Annotated in this window: 23 protein-coding genes; 13 read left to right on the top strand and 10 right to left on the bottom strand. The window is 59.6% G+C overall.

Annotated features, from left to right (window positions below):
* Positions 1–43 precede the first annotated feature (43 nt).
* The 5 genes from LAO20_08525 to LAO20_08505 all read right to left on the bottom strand — a co-directional run bounded on the left by LAO20_08525 (position 44) and on the right by LAO20_08505 (position 6,604).
* Positions 44–1,009, bottom strand: a complete 966-nt coding sequence (locus LAO20_08525) for an exosortase/archaeosortase family protein (protein MBZ5531463.1) — start codon at positions 1,007–1,009, stop codon at positions 44–46.
* A 102-nt stretch (positions 1,010–1,111) separates the two neighbouring features.
* Complete coding sequence (locus LAO20_08520) at positions 1,112–1,291, bottom strand: hypothetical protein (protein MBZ5531462.1); 180 nt, start codon at positions 1,289–1,291, stop codon at positions 1,112–1,114.
* 295 nt (positions 1,292–1,586) lie between these two features.
* Positions 1,587–3,413 carry a hypothetical protein gene (locus tag LAO20_08515; GenBank protein MBZ5531461.1) on the bottom strand — a complete coding sequence of 609 codons (1,827 nt, stop codon included), beginning with the start codon at positions 3,411–3,413 and terminating at the stop codon, positions 1,587–1,589.
* Between the two features lie 445 nt (positions 3,414–3,858).
* Positions 3,859–4,917 carry a hypothetical protein gene (locus LAO20_08510; GenBank protein ID MBZ5531460.1) on the bottom strand — a complete coding sequence of 353 codons (1,059 nt, stop codon included), beginning with the start codon at positions 4,915–4,917 and terminating at the stop codon, positions 3,859–3,861.
* 49 nt (positions 4,918–4,966) lie between these two features.
* Positions 4,967–6,604 (bottom strand): KAP family NTPase, encoded by a 1,638-nt coding sequence (locus LAO20_08505; GenBank protein ID MBZ5531459.1) that lies wholly within the window; start codon positions 6,602–6,604, stop codon positions 4,967–4,969.
* A gap of 1,311 nt (positions 6,605–7,915) precedes the next feature.
* On the opposite strand from LAO20_08505, the gene LAO20_08500 reads away from it, so the two are divergent.
* The 12 genes from LAO20_08500 (at position 7,916) to LAO20_08445 (ending at position 20,705) form a co-directional block, all read left to right on the top strand.
* Complete coding sequence (locus LAO20_08500; GenBank protein ID MBZ5531458.1) at positions 7,916–8,989, top strand: hypothetical protein; 1,074 nt, start codon at positions 7,916–7,918, stop codon at positions 8,987–8,989.
* A 180-nt stretch (positions 8,990–9,169) separates the two neighbouring features.
* Positions 9,170–9,889 (top strand): sigma-70 family RNA polymerase sigma factor, encoded by a 720-nt coding sequence (locus LAO20_08495; protein MBZ5531457.1) that lies wholly within the window; start codon positions 9,170–9,172, stop codon positions 9,887–9,889.
* A 2-nt stretch (positions 9,890–9,891) separates the two neighbouring features.
* Positions 9,892–10,548, top strand: a complete 657-nt coding sequence (locus LAO20_08490) for a zf-HC2 domain-containing protein (GenBank protein MBZ5531456.1) — start codon at positions 9,892–9,894, stop codon at positions 10,546–10,548.
* A gap of 173 nt (positions 10,549–10,721) precedes the next feature.
* Positions 10,722–12,200: a tetratricopeptide repeat protein gene (locus LAO20_08485; protein ID MBZ5531455.1), complete on the top strand. Its 1,479-nt coding sequence runs from the start codon at positions 10,722–10,724 to the stop codon at positions 12,198–12,200.
* Positions 12,201–12,248: 48 nt separating this feature from the next.
* Positions 12,249–13,070: a hypothetical protein gene (locus tag LAO20_08480; protein ID MBZ5531454.1), complete on the top strand. Its 822-nt coding sequence runs from the start codon at positions 12,249–12,251 to the stop codon at positions 13,068–13,070.
* A 137-nt stretch (positions 13,071–13,207) separates the two neighbouring features.
* Entirely contained in the window at positions 13,208–14,029 is an 822-nt protein-coding gene (locus LAO20_08475; GenBank protein MBZ5531453.1) for a hypothetical protein, read from the top strand.
* Between the two features lie 9 nt (positions 14,030–14,038).
* On the top strand, positions 14,039–14,800 hold the full coding sequence (rnc, locus tag LAO20_08470) for a ribonuclease III (protein ID MBZ5531452.1): 762 nt from the start codon (positions 14,039–14,041) through the stop codon (positions 14,798–14,800).
* Positions 14,797–15,711, top strand: a complete 915-nt coding sequence (lepB, locus tag LAO20_08465) for a signal peptidase I (protein MBZ5531451.1) — start codon at positions 14,797–14,799, stop codon at positions 15,709–15,711. The genes rnc and lepB (LAO20_08465) overlap by 4 nt, the downstream gene beginning before the upstream one ends.
* 80 nt (positions 15,712–15,791) lie before the next feature.
* Entirely contained in the window at positions 15,792–16,586 is a 795-nt protein-coding gene (gene lepB, locus LAO20_08460; protein ID MBZ5531450.1) for a signal peptidase I, read from the top strand.
* Between the two features lie 46 nt (positions 16,587–16,632).
* Positions 16,633–17,418, top strand: a complete 786-nt coding sequence (gene lepB / locus LAO20_08455; protein MBZ5531449.1) for a signal peptidase I — start codon at positions 16,633–16,635, stop codon at positions 17,416–17,418.
* Positions 17,418–20,024 carry an AsmA family protein gene (locus LAO20_08450; GenBank protein MBZ5531448.1) on the top strand — a complete coding sequence of 869 codons (2,607 nt, stop codon included), beginning with the start codon at positions 17,418–17,420 and terminating at the stop codon, positions 20,022–20,024. Before lepB (LAO20_08455) ends, LAO20_08450 begins: the two co-directional genes overlap by 1 nt.
* Before the next feature lie 27 nt (positions 20,025–20,051).
* A complete protein-coding gene (locus tag LAO20_08445; protein MBZ5531447.1) occupies positions 20,052–20,705 on the top strand; it encodes a hypothetical protein in 654 nt (217 codons plus the stop codon).
* A 42-nt stretch (positions 20,706–20,747) separates the two neighbouring features.
* Here LAO20_08445 and LAO20_08440 read toward each other — a convergent pair whose 3' ends face one another.
* The 4 genes from LAO20_08440 to LAO20_08425 all read right to left on the bottom strand — a co-directional run bounded on the left by LAO20_08440 (position 20,748) and on the right by LAO20_08425 (position 23,016).
* Positions 20,748–20,915, bottom strand: coding sequence for a hypothetical protein (locus LAO20_08440; GenBank protein ID MBZ5531446.1), 168 nt, complete (start codon positions 20,913–20,915; stop codon positions 20,748–20,750).
* Positions 20,916–21,080: 165 nt separating this feature from the next.
* Positions 21,081–21,578, bottom strand: coding sequence for a hypothetical protein (locus LAO20_08435; GenBank protein ID MBZ5531445.1), 498 nt, complete (start codon positions 21,576–21,578; stop codon positions 21,081–21,083).
* Positions 21,579–21,589: 11 nt separating this feature from the next.
* Positions 21,590–21,904: a cytochrome c gene (locus LAO20_08430; protein MBZ5531444.1), complete on the bottom strand. Its 315-nt coding sequence runs from the start codon at positions 21,902–21,904 to the stop codon at positions 21,590–21,592.
* Positions 21,901–23,016, bottom strand: a complete 1,116-nt coding sequence (locus LAO20_08425) for a hypothetical protein (protein ID MBZ5531443.1) — start codon at positions 23,014–23,016, stop codon at positions 21,901–21,903. The genes LAO20_08430 and LAO20_08425 overlap by 4 nt, the downstream gene beginning before the upstream one ends.
* Before the next feature lie 378 nt (positions 23,017–23,394).
* Here LAO20_08425 and LAO20_08420 point away from each other — a divergent pair, with 378 nt between their 5' ends.
* The gene (locus tag LAO20_08420; protein ID MBZ5531442.1) at positions 23,395–24,138 is read left to right on the top strand and encodes a hypothetical protein; all 744 of its coding nucleotides are present in this window, start codon (positions 23,395–23,397) and stop codon (positions 24,136–24,138) included.
* Positions 24,139–24,231: 93 nt separating this feature from the next.
* On the opposite strand, the gene LAO20_08415 is transcribed toward LAO20_08420, so the two are convergent.
* On the bottom strand, positions 24,232–25,068 hold the full coding sequence (locus LAO20_08415) for an aldo/keto reductase (protein MBZ5531441.1): 837 nt from the start codon (positions 25,066–25,068) through the stop codon (positions 24,232–24,234).
* Positions 25,069–25,118 lie beyond the last annotated feature (50 nt).

Here is a 25,118-nt window from a genome sequence, read left to right as displayed (position 1 = left end):
GAGGCGAACCACAAAGCTCTTCGATGCCAGGAGCTTCGCATGCCTACTCGACCGCGCCAGGTGCGACCTGCAAGCGGCTGTGTTCTTGGGACGCGCTGAGTGGGCTGCCGCGTCCGCACAGCCAGTCATAAGACAGCCACAGACAAGCAGAGAAGACCGCGGCGAAGAACACCCATCCGGCGCCGAAGTGAAGACGGATGACCAGATCAGGCGAGAGCCGGTTGCCGAGGACCACCAGCAGCACGATCCGGACCAAGTTCGCAGAGAGCGCGATCGCCCAACCCGCCGCGTAGCCAACGAGAGCACGGCGGCGGTTGAGCCTTGTCCAGTCCACGATCAGCACCAGCGCAAACAGGATCTGAAACAGCTTGATGGCTTGCAGGCCGCTGCAGCCGAATAGAATCGTTACGTCCAGGCTGGGGCCAGCCAGAGTGGGCGTTGCGCCCGGCACGTATTGCAGGAAGGCGACGAACGGGCGCGAGAGAAAATACACCGCGTGTCCCAGCGCCTGGGAATACTGCGGCCATGCGGCCATGAAGGCGCGATGCGGGAAGAACGTGAGCAACGCCAGCAACGCCGCCAGACATTCAGCGCGATACGCGCGCACCGAGCGCAACCATGCAGGCCACGGCAGCAAGACCAGCGGAGGCAGCAGGACGGCATAGCGGGCCGCGGCAGAAACAAATCCCGGCTCATGTGCGGCAGACGAGCTGGGCAGGAACCATATCCCCAGGAAGACGGCGGCTTCGAGAAACAAGAAAAGAAAAACCCGCCAGCGGCTGATGATGGAAGCCGGCAGAAGAGCAGGCGCGTCTTCGACGGGTGCAACACCTACGGGCTCTGGGATAGGAGCACTGCGCAGCCGCTGGACAAGAAGCGTCAGCAGAAATGCGCAGGCCAGCAGAGGCGTTAGGTTGCTCAATCCGGGGACAATCAGGTAAGCGATGCTCAGCGCAGCCAGGGTAAGGGCCATCGCGAGCAGAAACGGCTCGGCCCGGAGCCGCGCCACGAGCGAAGCAGCCGGGCGCTCCCTCGAGTCCCGTGGAGCTCCCGGCCCCGAGGGTGGAGAGTACGGATGCATCAGAGCGTTCTTGTTCTCAGCCCAGGCAAATTACTGGCGACGACGACGCAGCAGGTACACGCCCGCGCCCGTCACCGAGGCGGCAACCAGCCCTATCGCGCCCATTTCCAGAGCATTGGTTCTGTGATGACTATCGTCGTCCGCCCACACCCTGGGCGTAGCCAGGCAAACCATAAATGCCAGTAGCAAGAGGAATCCAAACCTTTTCATGGTGGTGCTCCTGAGCTAGAACTAGGGGCAATTGAGCATCCAAACCCCGGAGTCACCGCACGGCTGTGACAATTGCAACTTAATGCAGCCTTTTCAGTCTGTTAAACGCGGCATTGGTTTAGTGATTAATAAAGGTTCCAGGTCCCGATGATGCAAGGTTTTGCATATGCCATGGAGCGCCTTTGCCAGCTTTTTGCCCAATTAGCGATCTCTCACTTTTGCATGCTCGAACCGCGTAGGTGGTCTTTTATCGCTTCACGACATTTGTCCGCACAGCCTCATTTCGCTTTGGTCTTCACTTTACGACCAACGTCAGCGTGGTGGACTTGCTTTGCGTTCCTGAAGTGCCAGTAACGATCAGGCTGAACGTCCCGGGAGGTGTGCCGCCTCCGCCGCCCGACGTAACCGTATTGCTGCTGCCGCCTCCACAACCCAGCATCAGGCACAAAGCAGCCAGCCCGAGAGAAGCCAGCGCGAGTCGCGGCCGGCGAATCCGCGTGAACTTCAACGCAAAGCCCAGACCCAGCAAGCCAATGCCGGCCAGCACAACGACGACCGTCGGCCACAAGTTCCGCGGAGCCGGCGGCAGCCAAACCGACGCGGTGCGTGCCGTAGACGTAATCGAAACCTGCGCTGTGGCGCTGCCGCCGTTGGGGTTCACCGAAGCCGGCGAGACTCCGCACGTGGCTCCGGCGGGCGCGCCGGTACAACTCAGCGCGACCGTCTGATTGAAGCCTCCGCTGGCGCCGATGGTCAGCGTCATGTTCGCGCCCTGTCCCGCGGTGATGGAGACGGAACCCGAGAGCAGAGTCAAAGCAAACGTCGAACCCGGAGGCGGAGTCGGTGTCGGCGTGGGAGTGGGTGTAGGCGTTGGAGTTGGCGTTGGCGGCGGAGGCGCAGTTCCGCTCACCGCGCCGTGCAAGTAATAAGTCACGCCGTAGTGGTTGCCGGACGCATCCACGCCGGATTCATCCATGTTCACCCAATCCACATGCGCGGTGTTTCCCGGCCACAACATGTCCCAGCGGACGGACGCGCTGCCATCGCGCGTGGGCGGACTGGTGGCCAGAATGGAGTACGCGCCCCACGCGCCCGCGGCGGACCGTATCTCCACGGAAGGTTGAATGGCCGTGAGGTCGTGGCCTTCCATGGCGTAAAGATTGTCGGCCACGTCAATGTAAACGCCGGGAGAGTGCCCGGCCACCGCCGCCGTGGGACTGATGTCGGTCCAAGTGTTGGCCGCGGTGCGTCGCGCCAGTTGATAGTGGAAGGTGAAATCGCCGTTGATGTACGCGACCACAATCCTTCCCGTGGAATCTATCGCCAGCGAAGGCGATTCGTCCGACTGGCTGTTGGAAGCGGTGGCGGTGATCGTCTCCGTGGCGCTCCACGTTCCGGCGGCCGAGCGGTTGCGGTAGAACATGCTGGAGGCAAAGTCATAGAACGCGACATGCAGCACGCCCGCGGTGTCGAACGCCATGGAAGGATGCTCCCACGCGCTGCTGCCGCCCACCACCAGCGGCGCTGACCACGCGCCGCTCGTCCGGTTGGTGTAATACACGGCTTCATTGGTGCCGCCGGTGATCACGTGCGGCAGGCCGGCGGCGTCCAGCGCCAGCCCGGTCTTTTCGTGGTAGCGATTCAGCGTGTTCTGCCCGTTCAGCGGGCCCACAACTTCCGGAGTCCCCCACAGGTCCGTGGTGGTATCAAACTTCACGTACTTGGTCTGCGACGCGCTGATGTCTTCATAAACGATCTGTATGAAGTGGTCAGCGCCGACAAGCTTGGCTTCCACCCCGCCGATTCTGGTTCCGTTGTTGGGACGATGCGCCGCGTCCATCTCGGTGAAGCTCGTCGACACGCCCGCGGGCGAACCTTTATATACGCGGACGGACGACAGCGCCGTGCCACCATCAAATCCGCTGGCGTTGGTGACCACGTAGACTACGTCGCCCGCCGTGCGGACGACCTGGCGGGTGGAGCTGTCCACGTAGCCCGGACCCACAGTGACGATGGGGCTCCATGTGGCTTGGGCGAGAAGCTGCGGAGCGAGACCGAGCGAAATACAACTGAGTGAGAGGACGACGGCTGAGACAAAACTCAAGCTCCGCGAACGCAACATGCTGTGAGTACTCCAACTGGACGTGAAAGATCCGTCAAAACCCGAGCGGCGTGGATTCATCATAGCTTGGGATGCTGTCAGGTTGTTGGAACGCGCTGAAAAAGTTTTGCGGTGTGCAAAGGGTTGCACATGCGTCGGGAGAGATAACCACGGAGGGCACAGAGGAGCACGGACGGCAGGGGTTCAGCGCGGAGGTTTCTTGATCCCGCGTTTCTTGAGCAGGCGGCGAGTCTGCAACAGCAGCTTGGCCTTTAGCAGCTCCTGCTCTGGATGTGGGAGTCCCAAGTCGGCAAAGACATTTCCGCTGCTCTTTTCTGATCGGATCTCCTTACATCTTGGGTTTCATATCAGATACGCCTTATCAATGAATTAAGTTTCCATGCGCCGCAGGCCTGCGCGCAGCGAAGCGGAGCGCAAGAAGAGAACTCTTCAGTTCAAGTTAGACTCATCTTTCCAAAACGTGCAACATCGCCGAGACTGCTGGCGATACCTTCTTCGAACGATCCCTTATTCCTTGCAACCGTTGCACTTGCGAAAATTCAATAGCCAAGTCTGCAACCGCTTTGGTCTCGCCAGGCTTTCGCACTGGTGCATTTAGCCATTCTGAAAACCAATGCGCGCCTTCCCTTGCACGACCGGGCCATTCCGTTGGATCGGCAGAACCGAAGAGCAGAAGAATCAGCGCGGTGACCGACCCGGCGCGCGTGTTCACAAATTCAGCTAGCGCCAGATTGTGGTGCAGACTCCCCTTTGTTGCCAACGTCTGCAGCATTTTGATTGCTGCCGGATCCGAGTTGGTGAGTACCAGCGCGGCCTCGAGCGAAGCTTGGTATCCGACCTGGAGGAAATTGTTATTTGTATTGCTGAATATTGACTCGATCGCCTCTATGACTGGTTGCCACAACAAATGCATGGAATGCGAGGACAGGATCGCAACCATTTGAGGAAAGTCTTTGGTTACTTGGATACTGCGCACCATCTCTCCCAATACATCAGTAATCTCATCAGGGTTTTGCGCTCTTATTCGTGGGGCAATGGTATAGAACTGATCACGTAGGACTGCTTTTCCTGCGATCAACAGATTTACATACGTGCGTCCCGATCCGCCTACAATTAATTCGGCATTCTCGGGTAGACGCGGCAGAAATTCGAGGATGGGTTTCATGTCCGAAACATACTTCCTGAGAGCCGAGTCAGAGTTATCAACAGCGCCCTCTGATGTGCGAGGAATAGTCCTACCTGCCGATTTCAGCAGATTTCCAATTTGGACTGTATCTTTTGATCTCTTGATAAGAACTGAAAGAGCGTTCCCAGTTTGGGCAGTCACAGGTGCCCACTTTTCCATTCGAGAAGCCGCGTCGGTCCACCATCGCCACGCAGTCTTGATGCCCTCGTCGTTTTCGTCGACTGTCACCGAGTTGAGCGCCAGCACAGCATTGGTAAGATTCTGAGTTTGCCCACTGTTGAGCCAAAGGGCTGAATTGCGGATGACAACATCCGACAAAATGCGGCTGAATCCTCTAATGCTGGCTAGTTGTGAAAGCTTCGTAACATCACCTGTGGTCAGGCTGCTTAACCAGTGGCCCTGACATGAACACATGGGCGGCATCGGCTATAGGCACGCTGAAGTGGATTGCCGCGAGGGCGTCGCGCCAGTCAGTCCCGACAATTTCCTCGGGACTCTCAGGAGGTGCGGCAGCGGCGGTGAGAACATTTGTGACATCGGCACCGTCGCTGGCGCTGGCAGCTATGACGTATTGGGCTTGTTGCACCAAGGGGATATCGTCGAACCATTGCCGGTGAATAGAGCCAACAGAATTGACGAAGTTGGTGATTTCTCTCGGAGTTGAGACTTCACCAATGTGTTCCAGACCGTACAACAGAATCACTTTCTGGAATTGCGGGTCGTTGTGGAATGGAAACGCTGCCCTGAGCTGTTTCAGAAGAAAGTCATCTCGTTTGAGTAGCACTAAAGGCGGCACAGCAAAAGAGATTTGAAATGTCTTTTTGACGAAGGCTTCAGCTGAACCGTCAGAGCTTGGCCAAAGTCGGCGGAGGGCATTTACATCAAAAGCCGCTAGAAGCCAGATACACCTAGCCCAGGGGTTGTCATCGAAATCAAACTCGAAAAATGTTCGCATCGTAGACCAAAGCTGGAGTGCCATGCCAGGATCTACGCGATCCAAGTTATCAATCGCTATCACAAGCCGGTTGGTCTTGCTGCTGCGTTTGTAGATGTCCACGATAGAAGCAAACCAGCGCTGAAACTCTACAGAAGAAGGATCTACGGATTCGACTGATTCTGATCGACTTGTAGTGACAGTTCGGTTAAGTAAAAGCGGAAATATATTTGCAAAAGTGGCCGTCGACCGTAAGATTGCGGACATGATGACCGCAAGAGCTGCCAACATGCATATCAATCCGATTGCCCAGTGCGATAAAAGCAACCTGAGGACTGAAATCAGGGGACCTCTATTCCGGTAGGCAATCACCCCGAGGATTGCAACGGCCGTACTTGTCAGCGGGACCAGGAACCGCCATGAGATTCGTACCTTTAGAGACAGCACAACCGAGCGAAGACCCGCCCCAAGAGTCAATAGCACTAATATGACTATCGGCAGCAGGGCTAGTAATAGGCCCAGGCTTAGGTAATCCCACGATACCTTCTGTATCCTAACCATCGCCGCGAACATCGCGAGCCCTGCCGGTACCATAAGCAATGAAAGACCCACGACTTTAGCTTCCATTGTCAGGACGGGAGTCGCCGTATCATCCTTCGTTTTCTTACGTAGCAGGAGATCTTTCTTAAGTTGCTCAACTTCTTGATCAGGTTTATCGGGCCATAAAAAGTCAATCAGCCGCTCCAGAAACGTTCGCCGTAAAGGATCCCCTTCGTGCGCCCAGGCGTCAAAGATAAAGACGTCAGCAACTTGGCTCAAATCCTGTCGAACCATACGCAGCACACTGGATTTGCCGCAACCCCAGGAGCCAGTAATAGCTACCGTTTTCCCAACTTTCTCAGACTTGATCAACTCCGCAATCGCGGAGGCAACGCGCTGGTGAGAACCGAACACGTCATGCGTAGTGGGGTCGTCCGGCAGTAGATGGGTGACACAACGATCTGTCATTGCTTGTTGGGCGGGTAGGACGCGCACCCACACGATGAGTATATCGAGAACAGCCGCTTTCACAATACGTATTCACCATGATCCGCTGTGCGCTCCGCTTCGCTGCGCGCGGGCCTGCGGCAGAGAGGGAGAGGTCTTTTCTTAGCTTTCCCGCCGTTGAAACGGCGGGCTACTACCAATCGTCCCCTTTTGGGGACTGGCACACCGCGTCGCCTTTGATCGCTGTTCTCTCGTCGATTCTCTAGACTATCGGGCGTCCTGGCGGGACTGGTGTTCGTCCCGCGGGTACGATGAGCCACTCTTCCACTGTGAACAGCCGAGGCGCGAAGATGGCCGTTTACAGTCAATGAAACAAAAAGCCGCAGCCGAGGGCGGCTGCGCTCCACGAGTTTCGGTGACCCGAAAGGGAGCTGCGCCAGACGAGTTTCGGTGACTCGAAAACGGTACATCGTCCTATTTCGCCATTGATTCATAGGCGAACAAATTATATAATAGTAGTTTTATCTAAAGTGCTACTGGCGGTGAGCGATTGATAGTCCCAGGTGGTGAGTCAACCATCAGCCAAGGGCAGAAACCATAAACCCGAAGGTTTACCGCAAAGGACGCTAAGTACGCAAAGAATCAGTTGGTTAAGAGGAGAATTTATCAGTTAGTTAACACTTGGGTGACCGTTGGGTCGAATGACGGAACTGTCTTTGTTTGCAACAAACGAGTATGGGGAGGGGTGGGGGTGGGATGACGATTTAGTTGTTAACGAGAGAGTTCATAGATCGCCGGAATCGCCGACATCGCGCGACATCGCCGGAATCGGAAGGGCAAAGACCTTACCGCTGATCCACGGCACCCACGGCAAGCCGGGGCGAGCGCCGGGACAGGTGAACGCTGATGGCACTGATCGGAAAAGACAGAACCTCACCGCCGAGGGCGGCGGCGCCACACGGGCGTGGCCAGCCACGGGGCGGCGGGATATCGCCGGAATCGGAAGGGCAAAAACCTTACCGCTGATCCACGGCACCCACGGCAAGCCGGGGCGAGCGCCGGGACAGGTGAACGCTGATGACACGGATCGGAGAAGATTGCCAAAATTGCCATGATTGCCAAAATCGCCGGGATTGGGAGAGACAAAGAAAAATGCAGGAGCGAAGTGCACCGATCACCAGTCGCTTTTGTGTATCCTAGTGGACAGTATTTCCTGGGGTGGATCGTTAGTGTCTGTGGCGGCGTCGGCGGACGGAGATGGCAGCAAAGCCGGTCCGAATGAATCGTAAACGGGCCCAAAACTGGCCGAAATACGCCGGAATAAGAGGAAACTCCCGGCCTGAGGCTTTCATCTTAAGTTGCAGGCTGTAAGATTAAGACAGTGACGGAGAGCGAATGACCAAGACCCTTGCCGTGGCCGCTTTTGTGGTCGCTGGTTTTATGGCAGTAAGTGTGACCGGGCTTGCGGCCCAGCCGCAGAGTGCCCGGCAGCAGCCGGTCGCAGCGGCCCAGCCTGCGCAGCCGGGATCGTCGCCACGCGGCGCGGCGTCGTCAACTCAGCCGCCATCATCTCAGCCGCCGTCAACTCAGCCGTCGTCGTCGCAAACAGCGTCTTCGCAACCGCCGTCTCAACCCGCGGGCTCCCTGGCAGCGACGTCGGCCAAGGCGCCGCCCAAGCTGGAAACGGTGATCGGCCAGATCCAAAAAGCCACGCTGTCCATGAACGCCAACATCGCCCGGCTGCGCATTGAAAAATGGCGCACCGACGCCGACCAGAAAGAGCAGCTGCAGAAGCTGGCCAGCTCTTTGCAGCGCAACGTCACCTACGCGGTGCCCGGCTTGATCAGTGACGTGCAGAACAGCCGGGGCAGCGTGTCGTCGGCGTTCAAGCTCTACCATGACGTGAACGTGGTGTACGAATACTTGAGTTCCCTGGCCGACGCCGCCGGCAGCCTGGGCCGCAAAGAAGAATATGACCCGCTGGCCGAAGACGCAGCGGCGCTGGACTCGGCGCGCGAAGGCCTCTCCAGCTACATTGAGCAGACGGCGCTGGTGCTGGAGACGCCGCCCAAGCCGTCGCCCAACGCGGTTTCCTCGGCCGAGGGCGAGTCCGCCGGCGGAGGCCGCAAGATCATCGTAGAGGAAGTCTCGGGCAAGCCCGCAAAACCAACAAAGAAAAAGACTTCCACGTCGCCTGCCAAGCCCGCGGCGACCCCCGCTCCGGGCAAGCATGGGGCAGCTTCGGGCAAGGCAAACCCGCCTTCGGCTACGGGCAAGCCCAGCGCGGCTTCGGCGTCAGGCAAGCCGAGTCCGGCGTCAGCTTCACTTAAGGCAAGCCCGCCTGCGGCGGGGGCCAAAACGGCATCAGCCAAACCGGCATCAACCAAGACAGCTTCAGTCAAGCCGGCTTCAACCAAAACAACGGCGGCTACGGCTTCGGCGGCGGTTCCCACGCCGGCGCCCAAATAGCGTACCCAGGTATCCGAACAATGCCGCTTTCCGGGAACCTTTGCCTCAAATTGGGGTCTATCTCTTACAGGATTGCCCTATCTCCAGAAGGTTAAGTTACTGGGGTTACGGCGGTTACTTTGCGAAAGTGTTGTAGCGGTACCCTAATCCTGTTAACGTTGGGGTGACGCCATGAGGAAAATGGCGGGAGCAGCAACATCAGTGGGTGATCTGGCCAGTGCGATTGCCGTGCGAACGGCAGAAGCTTCTATTGTCGCGGAACTCAAAGCGGGTTCCGAGGAGGCATACAACTGGCTGGTCAACCACTATCACCAGCCCATCTACAGCCTGGTGTATCGCATCCTCACTGACCCGGCGGACGCCGCGGACACCACGCAAGAAGTTTTCCTGAAAGTTTTTCGCGGCATCCGTCATTTCAACGGTGCCTGCAGCCTGAAGACCTGGCTGTACCGCATCGCCATTCATGAGGCGTCCAACAAGCGGCGCTGGTGGTTCCGTCACAAGAGCAAGGAAACCTCCATGGAATCGCGCGTGGACGACGAAGGCAACTCCTTCGGCCTGGGCGACGTGCTGGCCGATCCCGGCGAATCTCCGTTGGAACACCTGGCCCATCGTGAAATCCAGTTGCGCGTGGAGCAGGAATTGAAGCAGGTGCCGGAGCCGTATCGCACCACGCTGGTGCTGCGCGATATCGAAGGCCTGGCCTACGAAGAGATTGCTGAAGTACTGCAGATTTCCCTGGGAACCGTAAAGTCGCGTCTGATTCGCGGGCGCGACGCGCTGAAGAAGCGTTTGGAACCTTTTGTTCGCGAACTGGGCGCAGAACACGCTGGCAGCGGCCGCGCGCGGGAGAAACAATCCTCCGCCGGTTTCACAGTCCAGCCGGAAGTGGAGATGTAACTATGAAATGCGCAGAAACACGCCCCCGGTTCTCCCCCTACCTGGATGGCGCCATGAGCGGCGCGGAGATGCAAGAGCTGTCGGGACACATGCGCGAGTGCGCCGGGTGTTCGCAGGAATTCGCCAAGCTGGAGCAGACGCGGTCTCTGGTTTCCTCTCTCGGCCCCAAGCAGGCGCCGGCGGACCTGGCGCGCAGGATCAAGATCGCTGCGGCCAGCGAACGCTCGCGCCGCAACAGCAGCCCATGGGGCGGATACTGGGTCCACGTGGAAAACCTGTTCAGCGCCTTTATGTTTCCCGCAACCGCCGGTATTTTTACGGCCATCATCTTCTTTGCCATGCTGTTTGGCGCATTGGTGCCGTCGCAAGTCGCTGCGGAAACTGACGTCCCAACCTTGCTGTACACTCCGCCGCGACTGGAGATGTCAGACGCGGAAAACCAGTTGGTCCTGGATACTCCGCTGGTGGTGGAAACTTATGTGGACGCCTACGGCCGGGTGGAGAACTTCCGCATCCTCTCCGGGCGCGACGATGAGCAAATGCACCAGCAGTTGAACCGGGCGCTGTTGTTCACCGTCTTCGCACCCGCGCAGTCCTTCGGACGTCCGGTGGCCGGCAGGGTCATCATCTCCTTCTCGCATATCAACGTGAAGGGATAGCGATACCCGCGCCTCGCCGCGAAAAATTGCCGACGCTCTGCCGCAGCGACCGGGGCCGCATGATTGGAAGTCGCCGAATTGACCCCAAGCCTTGTCCGGCCTAAACTTGAATTTTCCCGCACATCTGGAGGGGAGTCCTGAAGGCAAATCGTCCACGGCTGATCGCTTGTCTGATGGTCCTGGCCACTGCGGCGGCGTGTTCGGCGCAGACGACCAAAGCCCAACTCGAAGTGAGCGAGACCTTCTTCACCGTGGCCACGGCGCTCAATGCCTGCGCCTATGACGCTGGTCTGGACAATTCCCTGCCCTTGCGCCGCACGGTGCGCGCGGAGGTGCAAGCCGCGCTGGAGAAATCGCCGGAAGCCGCGCGCGCGCGCGACGCCATCTGCTTCTTCCAGCGCGAGCATCAGGCCGGCAACACGCAAAGTGACGTCACGCAGTACATCTCGCTGGCGCTGAACTTGAGCGGGCCGCCAACGTTCATCACCACCATCCCGGAAGCCGACCTTTCCCCCGACGCGGCACATGTTCTCGGCGTAATTCCATTGCTCAAGAAGTTTTATGCGGCGGCCGGCATTCACGACCTGTGGACCAAGCACGAAGCCGAGTACAAAGCGCTGGTGGAGCAGTTGCATGCTCCCGTCGCCGACGTGCTGACGCAGGCTGATTCTTACCTCAAGCTGCCTTTCGCCAACTATCCCGGACAGCGGTTTGTGGTTTACCTGGAGCCTATGCTGGCGCCCTCGCATGTGGATTCGCGCAATTACGGCAGCAATTACTACGTGGTGATCTCCCTGGCCAAAGACAGCCCGGTGCGGCTGGCGGAAATCCGCCACACCTATCTTCATTTTGTGCTGGAGCCCATGGCCCTGCGGCACGGGCTGGCGATGAAGCGCATTGAGCCGCTGCTGCAAGCGGTGGAAGGCGCGCCCATGGGCGTTTCCTTCAAAGAAGATGTGTCGTTGTTCGTGACCGAATGCCTGATCCGGGCGATTGAGACGCGCACGGTGATTCCCCGGTCCAACGAGCGAGGTCGCAATGAGACGGTGCAGCGGTCGGTGGAAGAGGGCTTTGTGCTGACCCGCTATTTTTATGATGCGCTCGCCGATTTTGAAAAAGGCTCCACCGGCATGAAAGACGCTTATGGCGGCATGCTCAGCCAAATGGACGTGCCGCAGGAGAGGAAGCGCGCGCGTGATGTGGTGTTCGCGTCGCGGGCCACGCCTGAGGTGATCAGCGCGACCCGCGTGATTTCCCAATCCAAGCTGCTGGACGACGCGGAGCAGAGACTCGCCTCCGGTGATGTGGAAGGCGCCAGGAAGCTGGCGGAGCAGGTCCTGCGCAACAATCGCGGCGGCGAGGAGCCGGCCCGCGCAACCTTCATCCTGGCCCGCGTGGCCACCCGCGCCGGCAACATGGAAGAAGCGCGCCTGGCCTTCGAACAGACGGTGCAGTCGGCGCACGATCCCCGCACCCTGGCCTGGAGCCATATCTACCTGGGCCGGATCTATGACTTCCAGGACAACCGGCCGGTGGCTGTGGAACACTATCGCGCTGCTCTGAACGCGGGCGATCCCGCCGCCGATACCAAGTCCGCCGCCGAAAAGGGCCTCAACGCGCCCTACGCCCCGGAGCGCAAGCCACCTCGCTGAGCGCAGCAACGTTGGCACGAGCCAGAAGCCGAAAGGAACTACGTATTGATGATTCGATTGCCATTCATTATTCTTCTTGGAGTTGCCCTCGCGGCGTTCGCGCCGGCGCAGCCGCCGTCCACGTCCTTCAGCAGCCAGACGCAACCCGCGGGCCGGAAGCCGCCGGAGGCCAAGACCCAGGCCGAATTCAAGGACTACAACGCCGCCTACGCCGTCACGGGCGGGGCGGCCATGGAAAAAACCGCCGCGGACTTTGCCGCCAAGTATCCTGCCAGCGAACTCCGCCCTTATCTCTACTCCAAGGCCATGCACGAATACCAGACGGAGAACAACGCGGCGAAGACGGTGGCCATGGGAGAACAAGTTCTGGCCCTGGATCCCAACGATCCCGTAGCGCTGGCGCTGACCGCCACCGTGTTGTCGGACAACTTGAGTGACGCCGATCCTGACCGCCCGAAGAAAATCGCCGAAATCAGGAAAAACGCCGCCCATGCCTTGGAGACCATTGACACCGGGTTGGCTACGCCCGCCAATTCGAGTCCCGAGCAGATCGCGGCGTACAAGAACACCTTGCGGTCCATGGCGCATGCGGCGCTGGGCATTACCGCCTTGAAGACCGGCGACGATGCGGGAGCGGAAAAGGAACTCAAAGCGGCCACCGAGCTGAACAAGAACCAGCCTGACCCGTATCTCTGGTATCACCTGGCGCTGTCCCAGGACCACCAGAAGAAATTCGCGGACGCGCTGGCATCGGTCAAAGAAGCTCAGCGCTATGCCAAGCCGGAAGAGGAGCTGGGCAAGCTGGCCCAGGGCGAGCGCGAGCGGCTGGAACTGCTGCTGAAGCCGGTCATCGACGACCGTGTCAAATAACTCGCAGTCTCCCAGGTAAATGCAGTATTTTGTATGTAGCAGATGTGCATGCATCATCTGCAGACATACCTGCCGGACCACATCTTTAGTCCAGTAAGCTTGAGGTAAGTAAGCCCTAGCAAGAGATTCGTTCGCCAATGAAGACCATAACGTCCATCGTCGCTGTTTTGTTGGCTGTCACCGCGGGCGCAGCCTGGGGTCAGGGGACCGGTCCTGCAAACCCGGCGCGTCAGGTCCACGCCCGCAGCCAGCAAGAAGCCGATGACTACAACGCCGCCTTCGCCGCCCGGGGCGGAGCCGCCATGGAAAAGGCCGCTGACGACTTTGCCGGCGTCTATCCCGGCAGTGAGCTGCTGCCTTCGCTTTATACCGCCGCCATGCGCGCTTACCAGGCGGAAGAAAATCCCGCGCGGGTGCTGCTGATGGGCCAAAAAGCCCTGGCGCTGGATCCCGACAACACCGCGGCCCTGGTGATCACCGCTTATGTGGTCGCCGACAATTTCAACCCGGCCGACCATGATCGTTCGCGCAAAGTGGACGAGATCAAGAAGAACGCCAACCGCGCCCTGCAGACCATGGACAGCGCGTACGTGCCTCCGGCGGCAGCCAACCGGGACCAGATCGCCGCCTATAAAGCGGCGTTGCGTTCCATGGCTTATTCCGCTTTGGGAATCATGAAACTGAAGACCGGCGACGACGCCGGCGCGGAGAAAGACTTGAAGGCCGCGGCTGAACTCAATCGCGTCCAGCCCGACCCTTATATCTGGTACCATCTGGCGCTGGCCCAGGACCATCGCAAACAGTACTCGGCCGCCCTGCACTCCGTGGAGCAGGCACTGCAACTGGCCAGCACCAACCCCGAGTTGCAGCGTCTGGCGGAAGCGGAGCATGAAAAGCTCCTGGGCTTGACCAGCAAACCGGGCCGCGCACCCGCTAGCGCCGGAACTTCGCCGCAGTAGTCACACCGCATGGAAATGAATTCGGATTTGCAAGACTTGGAAACCGTGCTGGGACATCACTTCCGCCGTCCTGAACTGCTGGAGCGCGCCCTTACCCACAGCTCGCACGCGCACGAAGAGTCCAAGGCCGCCGGCGCCGAAACCGAGACCCAGGACAACGAGCAATTTGAATTTCTCGGCGACGCCGTGCTGGGTCTGGTGGCCAGCCAGCTCCTGTTTGAGCGCTTTCCTTCTTTCCATGAAGGCCAGCTCTCCAAGCTCAAGGCCCATCTGGTCAGCGCCGGGCACCTGGTGAGCGTGGCCACACGCCTGGACCTGGGACGGTATCTGCGGCTGGGCAAGGGCGAAGAGCGCAGCGGGGGACGCAGCAAGTCCACCTTGCTTTCGGACGCGCTGGAAGCGGTCATCGCCGCCATGTACCTGGACGCCGGCATGGACAAAACCCGGGAGTTCATCATCGGACAGATTCTGGGACCGGAACTGGAACTCATCAGCACGGAAAGCGAGAGCGAGTTCATCCTGGCCGACCACAAGTCCGCCCTGCAGGAGCTGTTGCAATCCAGCGGGCGCCTGCAGCCGGTTTACGCCACGGTGAAGGAAGAGGGTCCGGACCACCGCAAGATGTTCACCGTGGAAGCGCGCATCTTCCATCTGGGCCACAGCAAGCCGGAATTTGTCTTTCGCGCCATGGGAGCGACCAAGAAAAAAGCGGAACAACTGGCCGCCAAACAGGCCCTGGAACATCTAAAAGGGCAGACCCAGAGCATATGACCCAGCTACCAGAAGCGCCGAAGGAACCCGTGGCCCTGGCCGCCCCGGACGCCACGCAGCCTCACCATGATGCTGACGTTGACCATGTCCAGCCCGCCGGGAGTGTGCCTGCCACACAGCCGCCTACGGAGACTGAGGCTGCTTCGCTGCCGGTGGTTGCGCCGAGTGCCCCCGCCGCTCGTCCCTCGCCAGCCGATGGCGCCGCGGGTCTCAAGTTTGCCACTTCCGTCCTGGTGATTGTGGTGTTCATGATCACCTTTGTGGTGCAGGCCTTCCGCGTGCCGTCGGAGTCCATGGAAAACACGCTTTTGGTGGGCGACTTCCTGCTGGCCGACAAAGTGCACTTTGCCAGCGACGGCGGCTGGTGGGGCCGATTGCTTCCATATCGCCCGGTCCATCGCGGCGATATTGTGGTGTTCCGCTATCCCGTGGACCCCACGCAGTATTTCGTCAAACGCGTGGTCGGGCTGCCCGGCGACCACGTCCGCATGCAGAACAAAGCGGTCTACGTCAACGGCCAGCTCCTGCACGAAAGCTACGCGATTCACAGCTTGCCCGGTTACGACGTCTATCGTGACAGTTTCCCCGCGCCCCGGCGCTTTACCAGTGAGGTGGACCGCCGCTGGCGGATGAATTTGGATCGCTACGTCAACAGCGGTGAGTTGGTCGTCCCGCCGGACCAGTATTTTGTGATGGGTGACAATCGCGACCGCAGCCTGGACAGCCGCTACTGGGGCTTTGTCCCCCGCGCCGCCATCATGGGCCGCCCCCTGCTGATCTACCTTTCCGTGGATGGCCCTCCGGAGCCCGAAGGCGCCTCGGCCAATGATAGACTTCTGCACTCAGGGCAAATGCTGGCCCACTTTCTGGAACTGGCCCGCTGGGACCGCATGTTCCGTCTGGTGCGCTGACCCGCGTTCGGCAGACACCGCTGATTCAGGCATAGACGACTGACTAAATAGACGGTTGACACGAAAACGACTGACAAAAAATGGCTGACTCAAAAAAGACAGGCAAAGAGAAGAACGCCAGCGCGCCCCCGCCGGAGCCGCGCAAGGAGACCCTGCCGGAGTCCATCGCCAGCATTGCTTCCGTGCTGGTGTCCGGCCTGTTCATCATCACTTTTGTGTTCCAGGCGTTTGAGATTCCTTCCGGCTCCATGGAAGACACCCTGCTGATTGGCGACCACGTTTTCGTGGACCGGCTGGGTCCCACGGCCAAAGCCGCTTACACCGGCCCCTTGATGGCCTACCGCGAAATCCACCGCGGCGACATCATCGTCTTCCTCCATCCCAGTCATGAGGAACCGGGGACGTATTTGGTGAAACGCATCATGGGCCTGCCCGGTGACCGCATCCACCTGGAGGCCGGGAAGCTGTTTATCAACGGCGTGCCGCAAAACGAGCCGTATCTGAACCCCAAGGCCGGTTTCGTGCCCTACGTGGATAACTTCCCCGCGGTCTCTCCCGACGAGATCGGGGGCGTGACCCTGGACTGGCGGCTGGAGCTGCCCACCCAAATCCAGAAGGGTGAACTGGTAGTCCCAAAGGACCACTACTTTGGAATGGGGGACCATCGCGATAACAGCCGAGATAGCCGGTTCTGGGGCTTCATTCCAAGAGAAAATATTATCGGCAGACCGTTGTTCATTTACTGGTCCTTCAAGACGCCTCCGGACCAGGTGAACAAGACGGAATTGAAGGACCGCGTGGCGTTCATGCTGCACATCGTCATTCATTTTTTTGACGAGACGCGCTGGAGCCGCATGTTTCATCGGGTAGGCTAAGAACCGGACCCAAGATTTTTCCAAGGAAAGCGGCCAGGAACCATTCTTGTTGACAGAAACCGAGCAGGAAGCGAAAACCGAAGAGACCGGGAAGCAGGAAGAGCACCGGGAGACCGTGCCTGAGGCCGTTGCCGGCTTTGCCTCAGTGTTTGTGGTCGGGCTGTTCATCATCACCTTTGTCATCCAGCATTTTGAAATTCCTTCCGGCTCCATGAAGAACACCCTGTTGATCGGTGACCACGTTTTTGTGGACCGGCTTACGCCCACCGGGAACCACGGCTTGCCCGCCCCGCTGCTGCCCTATCGCCCATTGCGGCGCAAGGAGATTGCGGTTTTTGTTCATCCCGCCGAACCGGGGGTCTACCTAGTCAAACGCATCATCGGCGTTCCCGGAGACCGCATCCATCTGCGCGACGGCAAAGTGTATCTGAACGGAGCGCTGCAGGCGGAGCCTTACGTGATTCGCGACGGTTCACAGGACTTCTACCGCGACAATTTCCCGTCGGTGAGTCCTCTCAGCTACGTTGGGGTAACCGATACCGGCAGACGCACTCTGGGGCCCAATATTGCCGCGGATGACGTGGTGGTCCCGCGCAATTATTACTTTGCCATGGGCGACAACCGCGACAACAGCAATGACAGCCGCTATTGGGGCCTGGTTCCGGCCGAAAACGTTGTCGGCCGACCATTGTTCATTGCCTGGTCGCTCGACCAGACGGAATCGGACTTTGAAGCCAAGCCCATGGGCGAGCGCGTTGCCGCGTTCCTGAACACCGCTTTTCACTTCTTTGGCAAAACGCGCTGGAACCGCGTCCTACGGTTGGTGCCTTAATGGAGAGGTCCACGCGCACCAAGATCGTCATCGCCGCAGTGGTCGTGCTGGCGCTGGGGATCTTTCTGCCACCGAACATCAACGGAGTCCGCTTCAAAGACAGCCTGGCCCAGACCTTGACCGGGGCCATGGGCCGCGAAGTCAAAATCGGCCAGGTCAAGTTTCGCGCGCTGCCTCGTCCCGGTTTCGATCTCTACAACTTCCAGGTGATGGACGACCCCGCCTTCAGCGCGGAACCCCTGCTGCTGTGCGGAAAAGTTACCGCCGACTTGCGTTTGACGTCGCTGTGGCAGGGCCGGCTGGAAATCGCCAACCTCAAGCTGACTGACGATAGCGCGCCCCCCAGCCTCAACCTGGTCTATGCCAACGGCCACTGGAACCTGGAGTCGCTGCTGCTGCGCGTCGGCCAGGTGCCCAGCGCGCCTACCTCATACCGCCGCGCCGAACAGCGCGCCCGCTTCCCTTACATTGAAGCCAGCGGCGGCCGCATCAATTTGAAGATTGGCCCGGAGAAAAAGCCTTACGCCCTGACCAACACCGACTTCGCTTTCTGGCTGGCTTCTGAAGACGTATGGCACGCGCGCCTGGACGGCCATCCCGTGCGCGCGGACATGAACCTGAACGATACCGGCACGGTCAAGCTGGAAGGCGATCTGCGACGCTCCCGTGACGTAGGCGACATGCCGGTCAACATGGAACTCTCGTGGGAAAAGGCCCAGCTCGGCCAGTTCACCAGCCTGGTTTCCGGCCACGACATGGGCTGGCGCGGCGGTCTCAACGGAACCGCGCAGCTCAAAGGCACGCCCTCCAACCTGCATGTAACCGCGTCCGCTGATTTGAGCGGATTCCACCGCTATGACATCAACCGCAACCAGATGCCGCAGTTGCGCACCCGCTGCCTGGGAGACATGCTCCACGGCATTCTGGACATGAAGTGTGACACGCCGCTGGAACCCGGCGGGCTGGTGTTCAACTTCAAGTGGTCCACGGCCACGCCGCGCAACTACGACATGTCCATGACCGCTACGCGCGTGCCCATGTCGTTTGTCGCCACGGTTGCGCGGCACGCCCGCGGCACGCTGCCCAACGATCTCACCGCCACGGGCGATCTCAACGCGGCCTTCGGCTTCCATTCCCGTGACGGTGTGCGTGATTGGCACGGCACCGGCATGACTTCAGGCTTCCTGCTGCAGTCGTCGCTGGCGGAAAAGCCGTTCCCGGTCAGTCCCATTCGCTTCCACGCCGGCATTGCGGAGTCGCCATCAGTGCTGCTGACCAGAAAAGTAAAGCAGGGCGCCGTGGCCGCGCAAAGTTCCCTGCCGCAGCCCGATTCCTTCACCATTGACTCTTTCTCCGTCCAACTGGGCCCGTCCACCACGCTGGAAGTTCAGGGCAATATGGACTCCAACGGCTATTGGATCGGCGCCAAAGGAATGGTCCCACTGGAACGGCTGTTGCTGCTGGGCAAGGTGGGCGGCTTCCCCTCGGACGTCACCAACACCACCGCGTCGGCGATTGTTGACTTGAACATCAGCGGCCCCTGGGCCAACTTTGCTCCGCCCAAGCTGCGCGGCACCGCCCATCTGCAGAACGTGGCGTCATGGATCACCGGCGTCAAAGACCGCCTGCTCATCTCTGAAGCGGACGCCCAGATCACAGACACCGAACTCGCGCTGAAGAACATCAACGCTAAGTTTGAGCACTCGCCCGTAGCTTTTACCGGGACCATCAGCAGTCCCTGGGGATGCCAGGGCGCGCCGCCCTGCCCCCTGCAGTTTGATCTGCATGCGGAGACGCTTTCGCTCGCCGACGCCGGCCAGCTCCTGGACGCCGGCGAAAAAGGCTGGAACTTGCCGTTCTTCTCTTCTGACCCCACCGGCAAGCTCCCGGCTTTCCGCGCCAACGGCACATTGTCCTTCGCCCAGTTCACCGTGGCTGAGCTTCCGCTGGAGAAATTCACCGCCAAAGTGGATGTCAGCGAGAAAGCCCTGGTGATCAACCATATCTCCGCCGGGCTGGCCGGCGGCAGCGTGGAGGGCGACTGGCGGCTGGACTGGAGCAGCAACCTGCCCCGCTACACCGCCACAGGGACGATGAGCGGCGTGGCTCTCGATCGCTTGAACAATGACCGCACAACTAGCGATCACGCAACAGGCGACCGCGCAAACGCTGACCACTCACCCAACGGCGACGCCTCCAACGTGGCCCTGGCCACTTCCTGGGTCACCGGCCGGGCTGACGTTAAGTACTCCTTTCATTTTGAAGGCACAGCGTCCAAAGATTTGCTCTCCAGCGCCGCTGGACGGCTGGAATATTCAATCACCAACGGAACTTCGAAAGCCCTGCTGCTGGAATCCGCGAAACCTCTGAAGTTTCAAAGCTTGCAGGGAGCTGTGGAACTGGAAAAACAGACTTTGAAGGTCCTACCAAGCAAATTCCGGGCGGAAAACCGCATCTATGAAGTGAGCGGGACCGTTTCCCTAGCGGACCAGCAGGCCAAACTGAGAGTCACCAGCAACACGGCGCGCTGGGACATCACCGGCGCGCTGGATCAGCCGAACATCGCGGGACAGCCCACGCCGGCCCGTGCAGCCCGCTCGCGATAGAAGATCAGCGCTACCACGACAAGAAAAATGAAAACCATCCGCCGCATGCTCAACGTTCTGTTGCTGATCAGCATTGCATTTCTGATCAGCCGTCGTGAGGCATTCTTTGCGGTACCATCGGCCGCCAACCCTCAACCGGAAGGAACCCGGCGCGTCTCCACGGCAACCGGCTCTGCGCATCGCCTGGCGGAGAGCCTGCAGAGCAAGCTCGACCGCATACAGGAAAACGGCGCCAAGCCCCACCCACTGCAAACCCCCACCATCATGACCGAAGAAGAAATCAACGACTATCTGGCGTCCGACTACGTGGAATTGCCCAAAGGCATTGAGAAGGTCACCTTCCAGGGACGCTCCGGCCTGGTCACGGCTTTCCTGAAAGTTGATTTTGACAAGGTCCGTGAAGGCCAGCGGTCATCGAACCCGCTGCTGGCGATGTTCAGCGGCACGCACAATGTTGTGGTGGAGTCAGACGCTGCAGGCAGCGGCGGCCAGGGCAAAACCCACGTCCGCACCGTCACCCTGGACGGCGTGGAAGTCCCGCGCATGGCCCTGCAATTTTTTGCCGACAGGTACATCACGTCCAAGCATCCCGATCTGGGACTGGACTCGCAATTTCAATTGCCGGACAGGATTGACGCCGCGACGGTGGGCTACCACAAATTGACGGTCACGCAGAGATAAGTTCAGAACTTAAGAGCTGGCTTGGACTTCGCGCGTGTGCCTCTACTTGTCTTCTTCGATTTTCTGGATATGGATGGTGTGGGTCTTGGCATCCAGGATGCCAGTGACTTTTGCTTTGGCGCCGGCAAATTTTTCGGGCAGGGTCTGGTCGTCAAGCCGGTAGACATCCTTCTTGGCCACCAGCACGTATTTCCCGCCCATTTCCTTCACGCAGCGGAGAGTGCAGCTCTTGTCATCGCCGGCGCCTTACACGCCTTTTTTGATCATCCAGTCATGGGAGCGGCTGTCAGAATGGACGTTAAAAGCACACTGGCTGTCAGAGATGGCGCCGCTCACGGTGATGGAGTCGCCGCCCGCCGCAACCGCTCTCTCTTGTTAGCGTCGCCGGCAACATGCTCCGCGGGCCGAGGGCGGCAGCGCGTCGTTCACCGCGGAAACCTCTTGAGGAACCACCAGCACTTTCATGCGCATGCCTTCGTGGTCGCCGCTGCAGATCACCGTGCACAAAACTTCGTACTCGCCCGCTTCTGCCGGCGCGGTCAGGGAATACTCGTGCATGCCGGCCGTCAGTTCAAAGTCCCAGCCGGGAACGCGGGCGCGGTCTTTCATGCGCAGCATGGTAAAGCCGTGCACCACTCCGTCACGGTTCCAGGTGCGTCCCTTGCGGGCGTCAATGCGCAGGACGATCTGTTCGCCCGCCTTGACGGTGAGCTGCGCTTTGCTCTGGCCGCCCACTTTGAAGTGGCTGTCTTTGTCCGCCAGTACGTCAATCACGCGGGGCTGGGCCAGGGCCGCAAACGGAATCGTTAGAGATCCAAGTGTTACTACGCCGGCCAGGGCGAGCGAGGAGAACCGAGTTCTGTTTTTCTTCATGTCTTTCATGGCTATTTCGTCATGTAGGCGAGGATCAGTCGCCGGTCTTGATCTGTAATGTTGGCGCGCACGCGCATGTGGCGGACGATGGTGGCCATCATGCGTGGCGGAAACTTGGGCGGCGCGGCGTGGCAGCGCGCGCAGTTGGCGCGATAGCGCTTTTCGCCTTCCAGCCGCATGGCATCATTGTTGTGCGCCGCCGGCGCCGAGGCTACCGGCGCCGTCGTATCTTTGCTCTTGCTGTCTTCCGTCCGGGCCGCGCCCGACAGAGCCAGAAACAGCGCCATGGTCATGAATGCTGCTGAAACCGCTGATGTCCACTTCACATGGCACCTCCGCCGGGCCACATCGGCGTGACAAAGCGATACGTCATGCCGATGGTCCAGAGATTGGCATTTTTGCCCAGGATGAACTGCCGGCCATAACTGGCGGAAGCTCGCACGTCAGAACTGAAGTAGTAGTTCATGCCAAAGTCGGCGACCTTGGTGTCCAGGCCGAGCGCGCCCAGCTTCTTGATAGTCGCCGCGGGAAGGTTTGCGGCGGCGAAGAATTGCTGTCCCCGGGCCACCAACTCGACCCGCTTCATGTTGGGAATCTGGCTGAGGCGGTACACCGATTCAATCCAGTAGCCGCTGCCCTTGGTCCCTGACTGCCGCACGTACTCCGAGCGCAGGCTCAGAGGGACCCGGCTCGGCTGCCAGATAAAATGCACGCCCGCCGAGTGCGGCCGGTCAGCCTGCAGGACCTGCTGGAACGATGCTCCAAATTCCAACCTTTGGTTCGGCAGGAAAAACCCGATGCGCCCGCCCGACGACCGGTCCGTTGCCAGGATGTGGTTGGTGTTGTTACTGGAAAAATAAAAAGCGTAGTTGAAATTGACCTTGTCCGTGCCGACAGGGATGCCGCCGCGCAACATGCCGCCCAGACTGGCGCCGCTGGTCACCGGGGAAATCACCGGCGTTCCCTGCAGGGCCCTGATCCAGTTGGGCGCGAGCCGCTCACCGTAAATTCCAAAGGGCGTGGTGAAGCGTCCCGCCGTCATGGTGACGTACTTGGTGATGTAGTGCATCTGCGCGTAGGCCACGCCGTAGGTAACTGTGCCATTGAAATCGCCCAGCGCGTTCTTCGCGTAGGTATCGGACAGGGCGCCCTTAGCTTCAATGAGAAAATTCTCGCCGATGGGTATCAGCAGCAGTGGACTCAAGCTGGGTGCGTCCTGTACCTGTCCGGCGGTGACGCGCGTGAAGTATGCGCCGGAGCCGGTCAGCACGGGCACGGCCTTGAAGCCGTGCGGCTGTTCAAGCGCCTGATCTTGGCTTGGATTTGGGTTTAGGGCAGGGTTTGACCCTTCGTCCTGGCCGAACATCCCAATGGCGAGCAACAGGAAGAGACCGGGAAGGAAGGCAAACTTTGCCCTCTTGCATGCAAAGCTAGTCATACACTTTCTTTCTAGGCACTAAAACTTTCTAGGCACTAAAAACTGACCTTTTTCCTTATTCCCGGAGCATTGGTGGAGTTATATCGGCAAAGGGCCATTGCCTCAAGAGTACTGAGGTAACCCACAGATGAATTAGGGGATTACCGGCAATTTCGCTTGCCCTGCCCTAAGGCAACCTTAGTCCTGGTGGCCTGCAAGGCTGCTGCCGTTTACAGGAATTGGCCCGCGGTCCGCAGGCTAACGGTCGCCAAACCCCGTCGGCGCGATCAATCCGGCCGTCGCCTCTGAAAGAAAATATTCTTCAACGAACTCCGAAGGCATTAGGATTTTGGCGGGTTCTTTCGTTTATTACTTGTAGAAAGTGAGGAATACCTGCAAATGCCCAGCTTTCGGTTTGGCAAGCACCCACCGAAGAGCGACTATCGTACGTTGCGCTTCAAGACCTATCTAACGCCTGCACTTCCGCCCCCACCGGCTTCGTATAACGTGCTAACCGGCATCTACCAGAACCTGAAGACCACTGACCCCGCCAAGCTGTTCCCCATGGATGCCAATGACACGCTGGGAGACTGCACCATCGCGGCCCTGGCCCACGCCATGACCATTTACCACGGCCTGCTCGGCAAGCACTCCATCATGTCCAGGGCGGCTGTGGTCAAACTCTACCAGCACCTGACGGGCGGCCCGGATACCGGCCTGAACGAGCTTGACGTGCTGAACTATTGGCGGCAGAACAAGGTCTCAGGCGATGAGATCCTGGCCTACGCCAGCATCAAAACTAAGGACCACACCAGCGTTCAGCAGGCCATCAAGCTCTTCGGCGGTGTCTACGTCGGGTTCCAGGTCCAGGAGAACTGCGTTGAGGAATTCAACGCCCACCAACCGTGGACGCCCGGCCCGTTGACCAATGACGGCCACGCGGTCTTCGCCGTGGGCTACGATCAAAACAACCTTACCGTCCTGACCTGGGGCAACACCCAGCTGGCCACCTGGGATTGGTGGGATGAATGCGTTGACGAAGCCTATGCCATTCTTCCGCCGGAAGCCAAAGACCCGAAGTTTGCTCCCGGCTACAACCTGGCTCAATTGCAAACCGACCTCAACGCCGTGGCCAACGGTTAATATCCGGCCCGTTGCTGAGCGGCAGCCTGTTGCCTTGTTCAGCTGCGGCTACTTAACTCAAGGGGAGGCCTTCATGGCCTCCCTTAAACACCATCATCCGGCAAGAGATTCAATCTGCTTCACATCGTCCGGCGAAAGCGGCACGGCCTTGCTGGCCAGGTCTTGCTTCATGTGCTCCGCGTTGGTGGTCCCAGTAAGCGGCAGCATCCCCACGGCACGCGCGAAGGCAAAGACAATTTGCGCCGGGGTTGCGTTGGCTCGCGCCGCCAGGCTCGTAACCAGAGGATGGCCCAGCACTTCGGCATTGGCCGTAAGCAAGGAAAAGCCCTGGTAAGTGATGTTGCGATGGCGGCAGAATTCGCGGACTTTGCGTTCCCAGCCGAAACGCGCGTAACAGCGGTTCTGCACAAAGGCCGGCGCTTCGTGGTGCGCGTCCGCCATCTGCTGCAGATGCCGCAGGGACACGTTGCTTACGCCCAGCAGGCGCGCGCGCCCGGCGTCGCGCTCTTCCTTCATGGCCTCCCAGACTTCCACATCGGCCTCCGTCCATCCCTGGCCGGACAGAGGGCCGTGAAGCACCAAGCTGTCCACGTAGTCGGTCCCCAAATGTCCAAGCGAACTGGCCATGGACTGCGCCACCTGTACGGCGAACGGCGCCGCAGGATCGTAGGGCAACCGGTGGTCCTGCCCAGGCTGGTAAGTGAACTTGGTCTGCAAAAAAATATCCGCGCGCGTGACTACGCCGGCGCGGTAGGCAGCAGCCAAGCCTTCGCCGACTCCTTGTTCAAAGTAATGCCGGCGCTGGTTGGCGGTGTCTATACCGCGAAACCCCGCGCGCAGCGCCATCTCGACCAGTCCGGCGGTGCGGTCTTCTTTCCAGGCGGTGCCATAAAGAAAATCTGGAACCGGCCGAGGTAGCGTGGTTGGCATGGCGCTATTCTGACATAGGCGTTCACGCCAGCCGGTTTCTACACAAAAAT

The sequence above is a fragment of the Terriglobia bacterium genome, assembly GCA_020072815.1.
Taxonomy (GTDB): Bacteria; Acidobacteriota; Terriglobia; order Terriglobales; family Acidobacteriaceae; genus Angelobacter.
This window is presented reverse-complemented; position numbering and strand designations above follow the sequence as displayed.

Bases quoted from the DNA above. Each gene is read 5' to 3' on its own strand.
- LAO20_08475 (MBZ5531453.1), top strand. From the start codon at position 13,208: ATGAAGACCATAACGTCCATCGTCGCTGTTTTGTTGGCTGTCACCGCG.
- lepB (MBZ5531451.1), top strand. From the start codon at position 14,797: ATGACCCAGCTACCAGAAGCGCCGAAGGAACCCGTGGCCCTGGCCGCC.
- LAO20_08500 (MBZ5531458.1), top strand. From the start codon at position 7,916: ATGACCAAGACCCTTGCCGTGGCCGCTTTTGTGGTCGCTGGTTTTATG.
- LAO20_08420 (MBZ5531442.1), top strand. From the start codon at position 23,395: ATGCCCAGCTTTCGGTTTGGCAAGCACCCACCGAAGAGCGACTATCGT.
- LAO20_08480 (MBZ5531454.1), top strand. From the start codon at position 12,249: ATGATTCGATTGCCATTCATTATTCTTCTTGGAGTTGCCCTCGCGGCG.
- rnc (MBZ5531452.1), top strand. From the start codon at position 14,039: ATGGAAATGAATTCGGATTTGCAAGACTTGGAAACCGTGCTGGGACAT.
- LAO20_08450 (MBZ5531448.1), top strand. From the start codon at position 17,418: ATGGAGAGGTCCACGCGCACCAAGATCGTCATCGCCGCAGTGGTCGTG.
- lepB (MBZ5531450.1), top strand. From the start codon at position 15,792: ATGGCTGACTCAAAAAAGACAGGCAAAGAGAAGAACGCCAGCGCGCCC.
- LAO20_08415 (MBZ5531441.1), bottom strand. From the start codon at position 25,068: ATGCCAACCACGCTACCTCGGCCGGTTCCAGATTTTCTTTATGGCACC.
- LAO20_08425 (MBZ5531443.1), bottom strand. From the start codon at position 23,016: ATGACTAGCTTTGCATGCAAGAGGGCAAAGTTTGCCTTCCTTCCCGGT.
- LAO20_08495 (MBZ5531457.1), top strand. From the start codon at position 9,170: ATGGCGGGAGCAGCAACATCAGTGGGTGATCTGGCCAGTGCGATTGCC.
- LAO20_08445 (MBZ5531447.1), top strand. From the start codon at position 20,052: ATGAAAACCATCCGCCGCATGCTCAACGTTCTGTTGCTGATCAGCATT.
- LAO20_08485 (MBZ5531455.1), top strand. From the start codon at position 10,722: ATGGTCCTGGCCACTGCGGCGGCGTGTTCGGCGCAGACGACCAAAGCC.
- LAO20_08515 (MBZ5531461.1), bottom strand. From the start codon at position 3,413: ATGTTGCGTTCGCGGAGCTTGAGTTTTGTCTCAGCCGTCGTCCTCTCA.
- LAO20_08490 (MBZ5531456.1), top strand. From the start codon at position 9,892: ATGAAATGCGCAGAAACACGCCCCCGGTTCTCCCCCTACCTGGATGGC.
- LAO20_08435 (MBZ5531445.1), bottom strand. From the start codon at position 21,578: ATGAAGAAAAACAGAACTCGGTTCTCCTCGCTCGCCCTGGCCGGCGTA.
- LAO20_08520 (MBZ5531462.1), bottom strand. From the start codon at position 1,291: ATGAAAAGGTTTGGATTCCTCTTGCTACTGGCATTTATGGTTTGCCTG.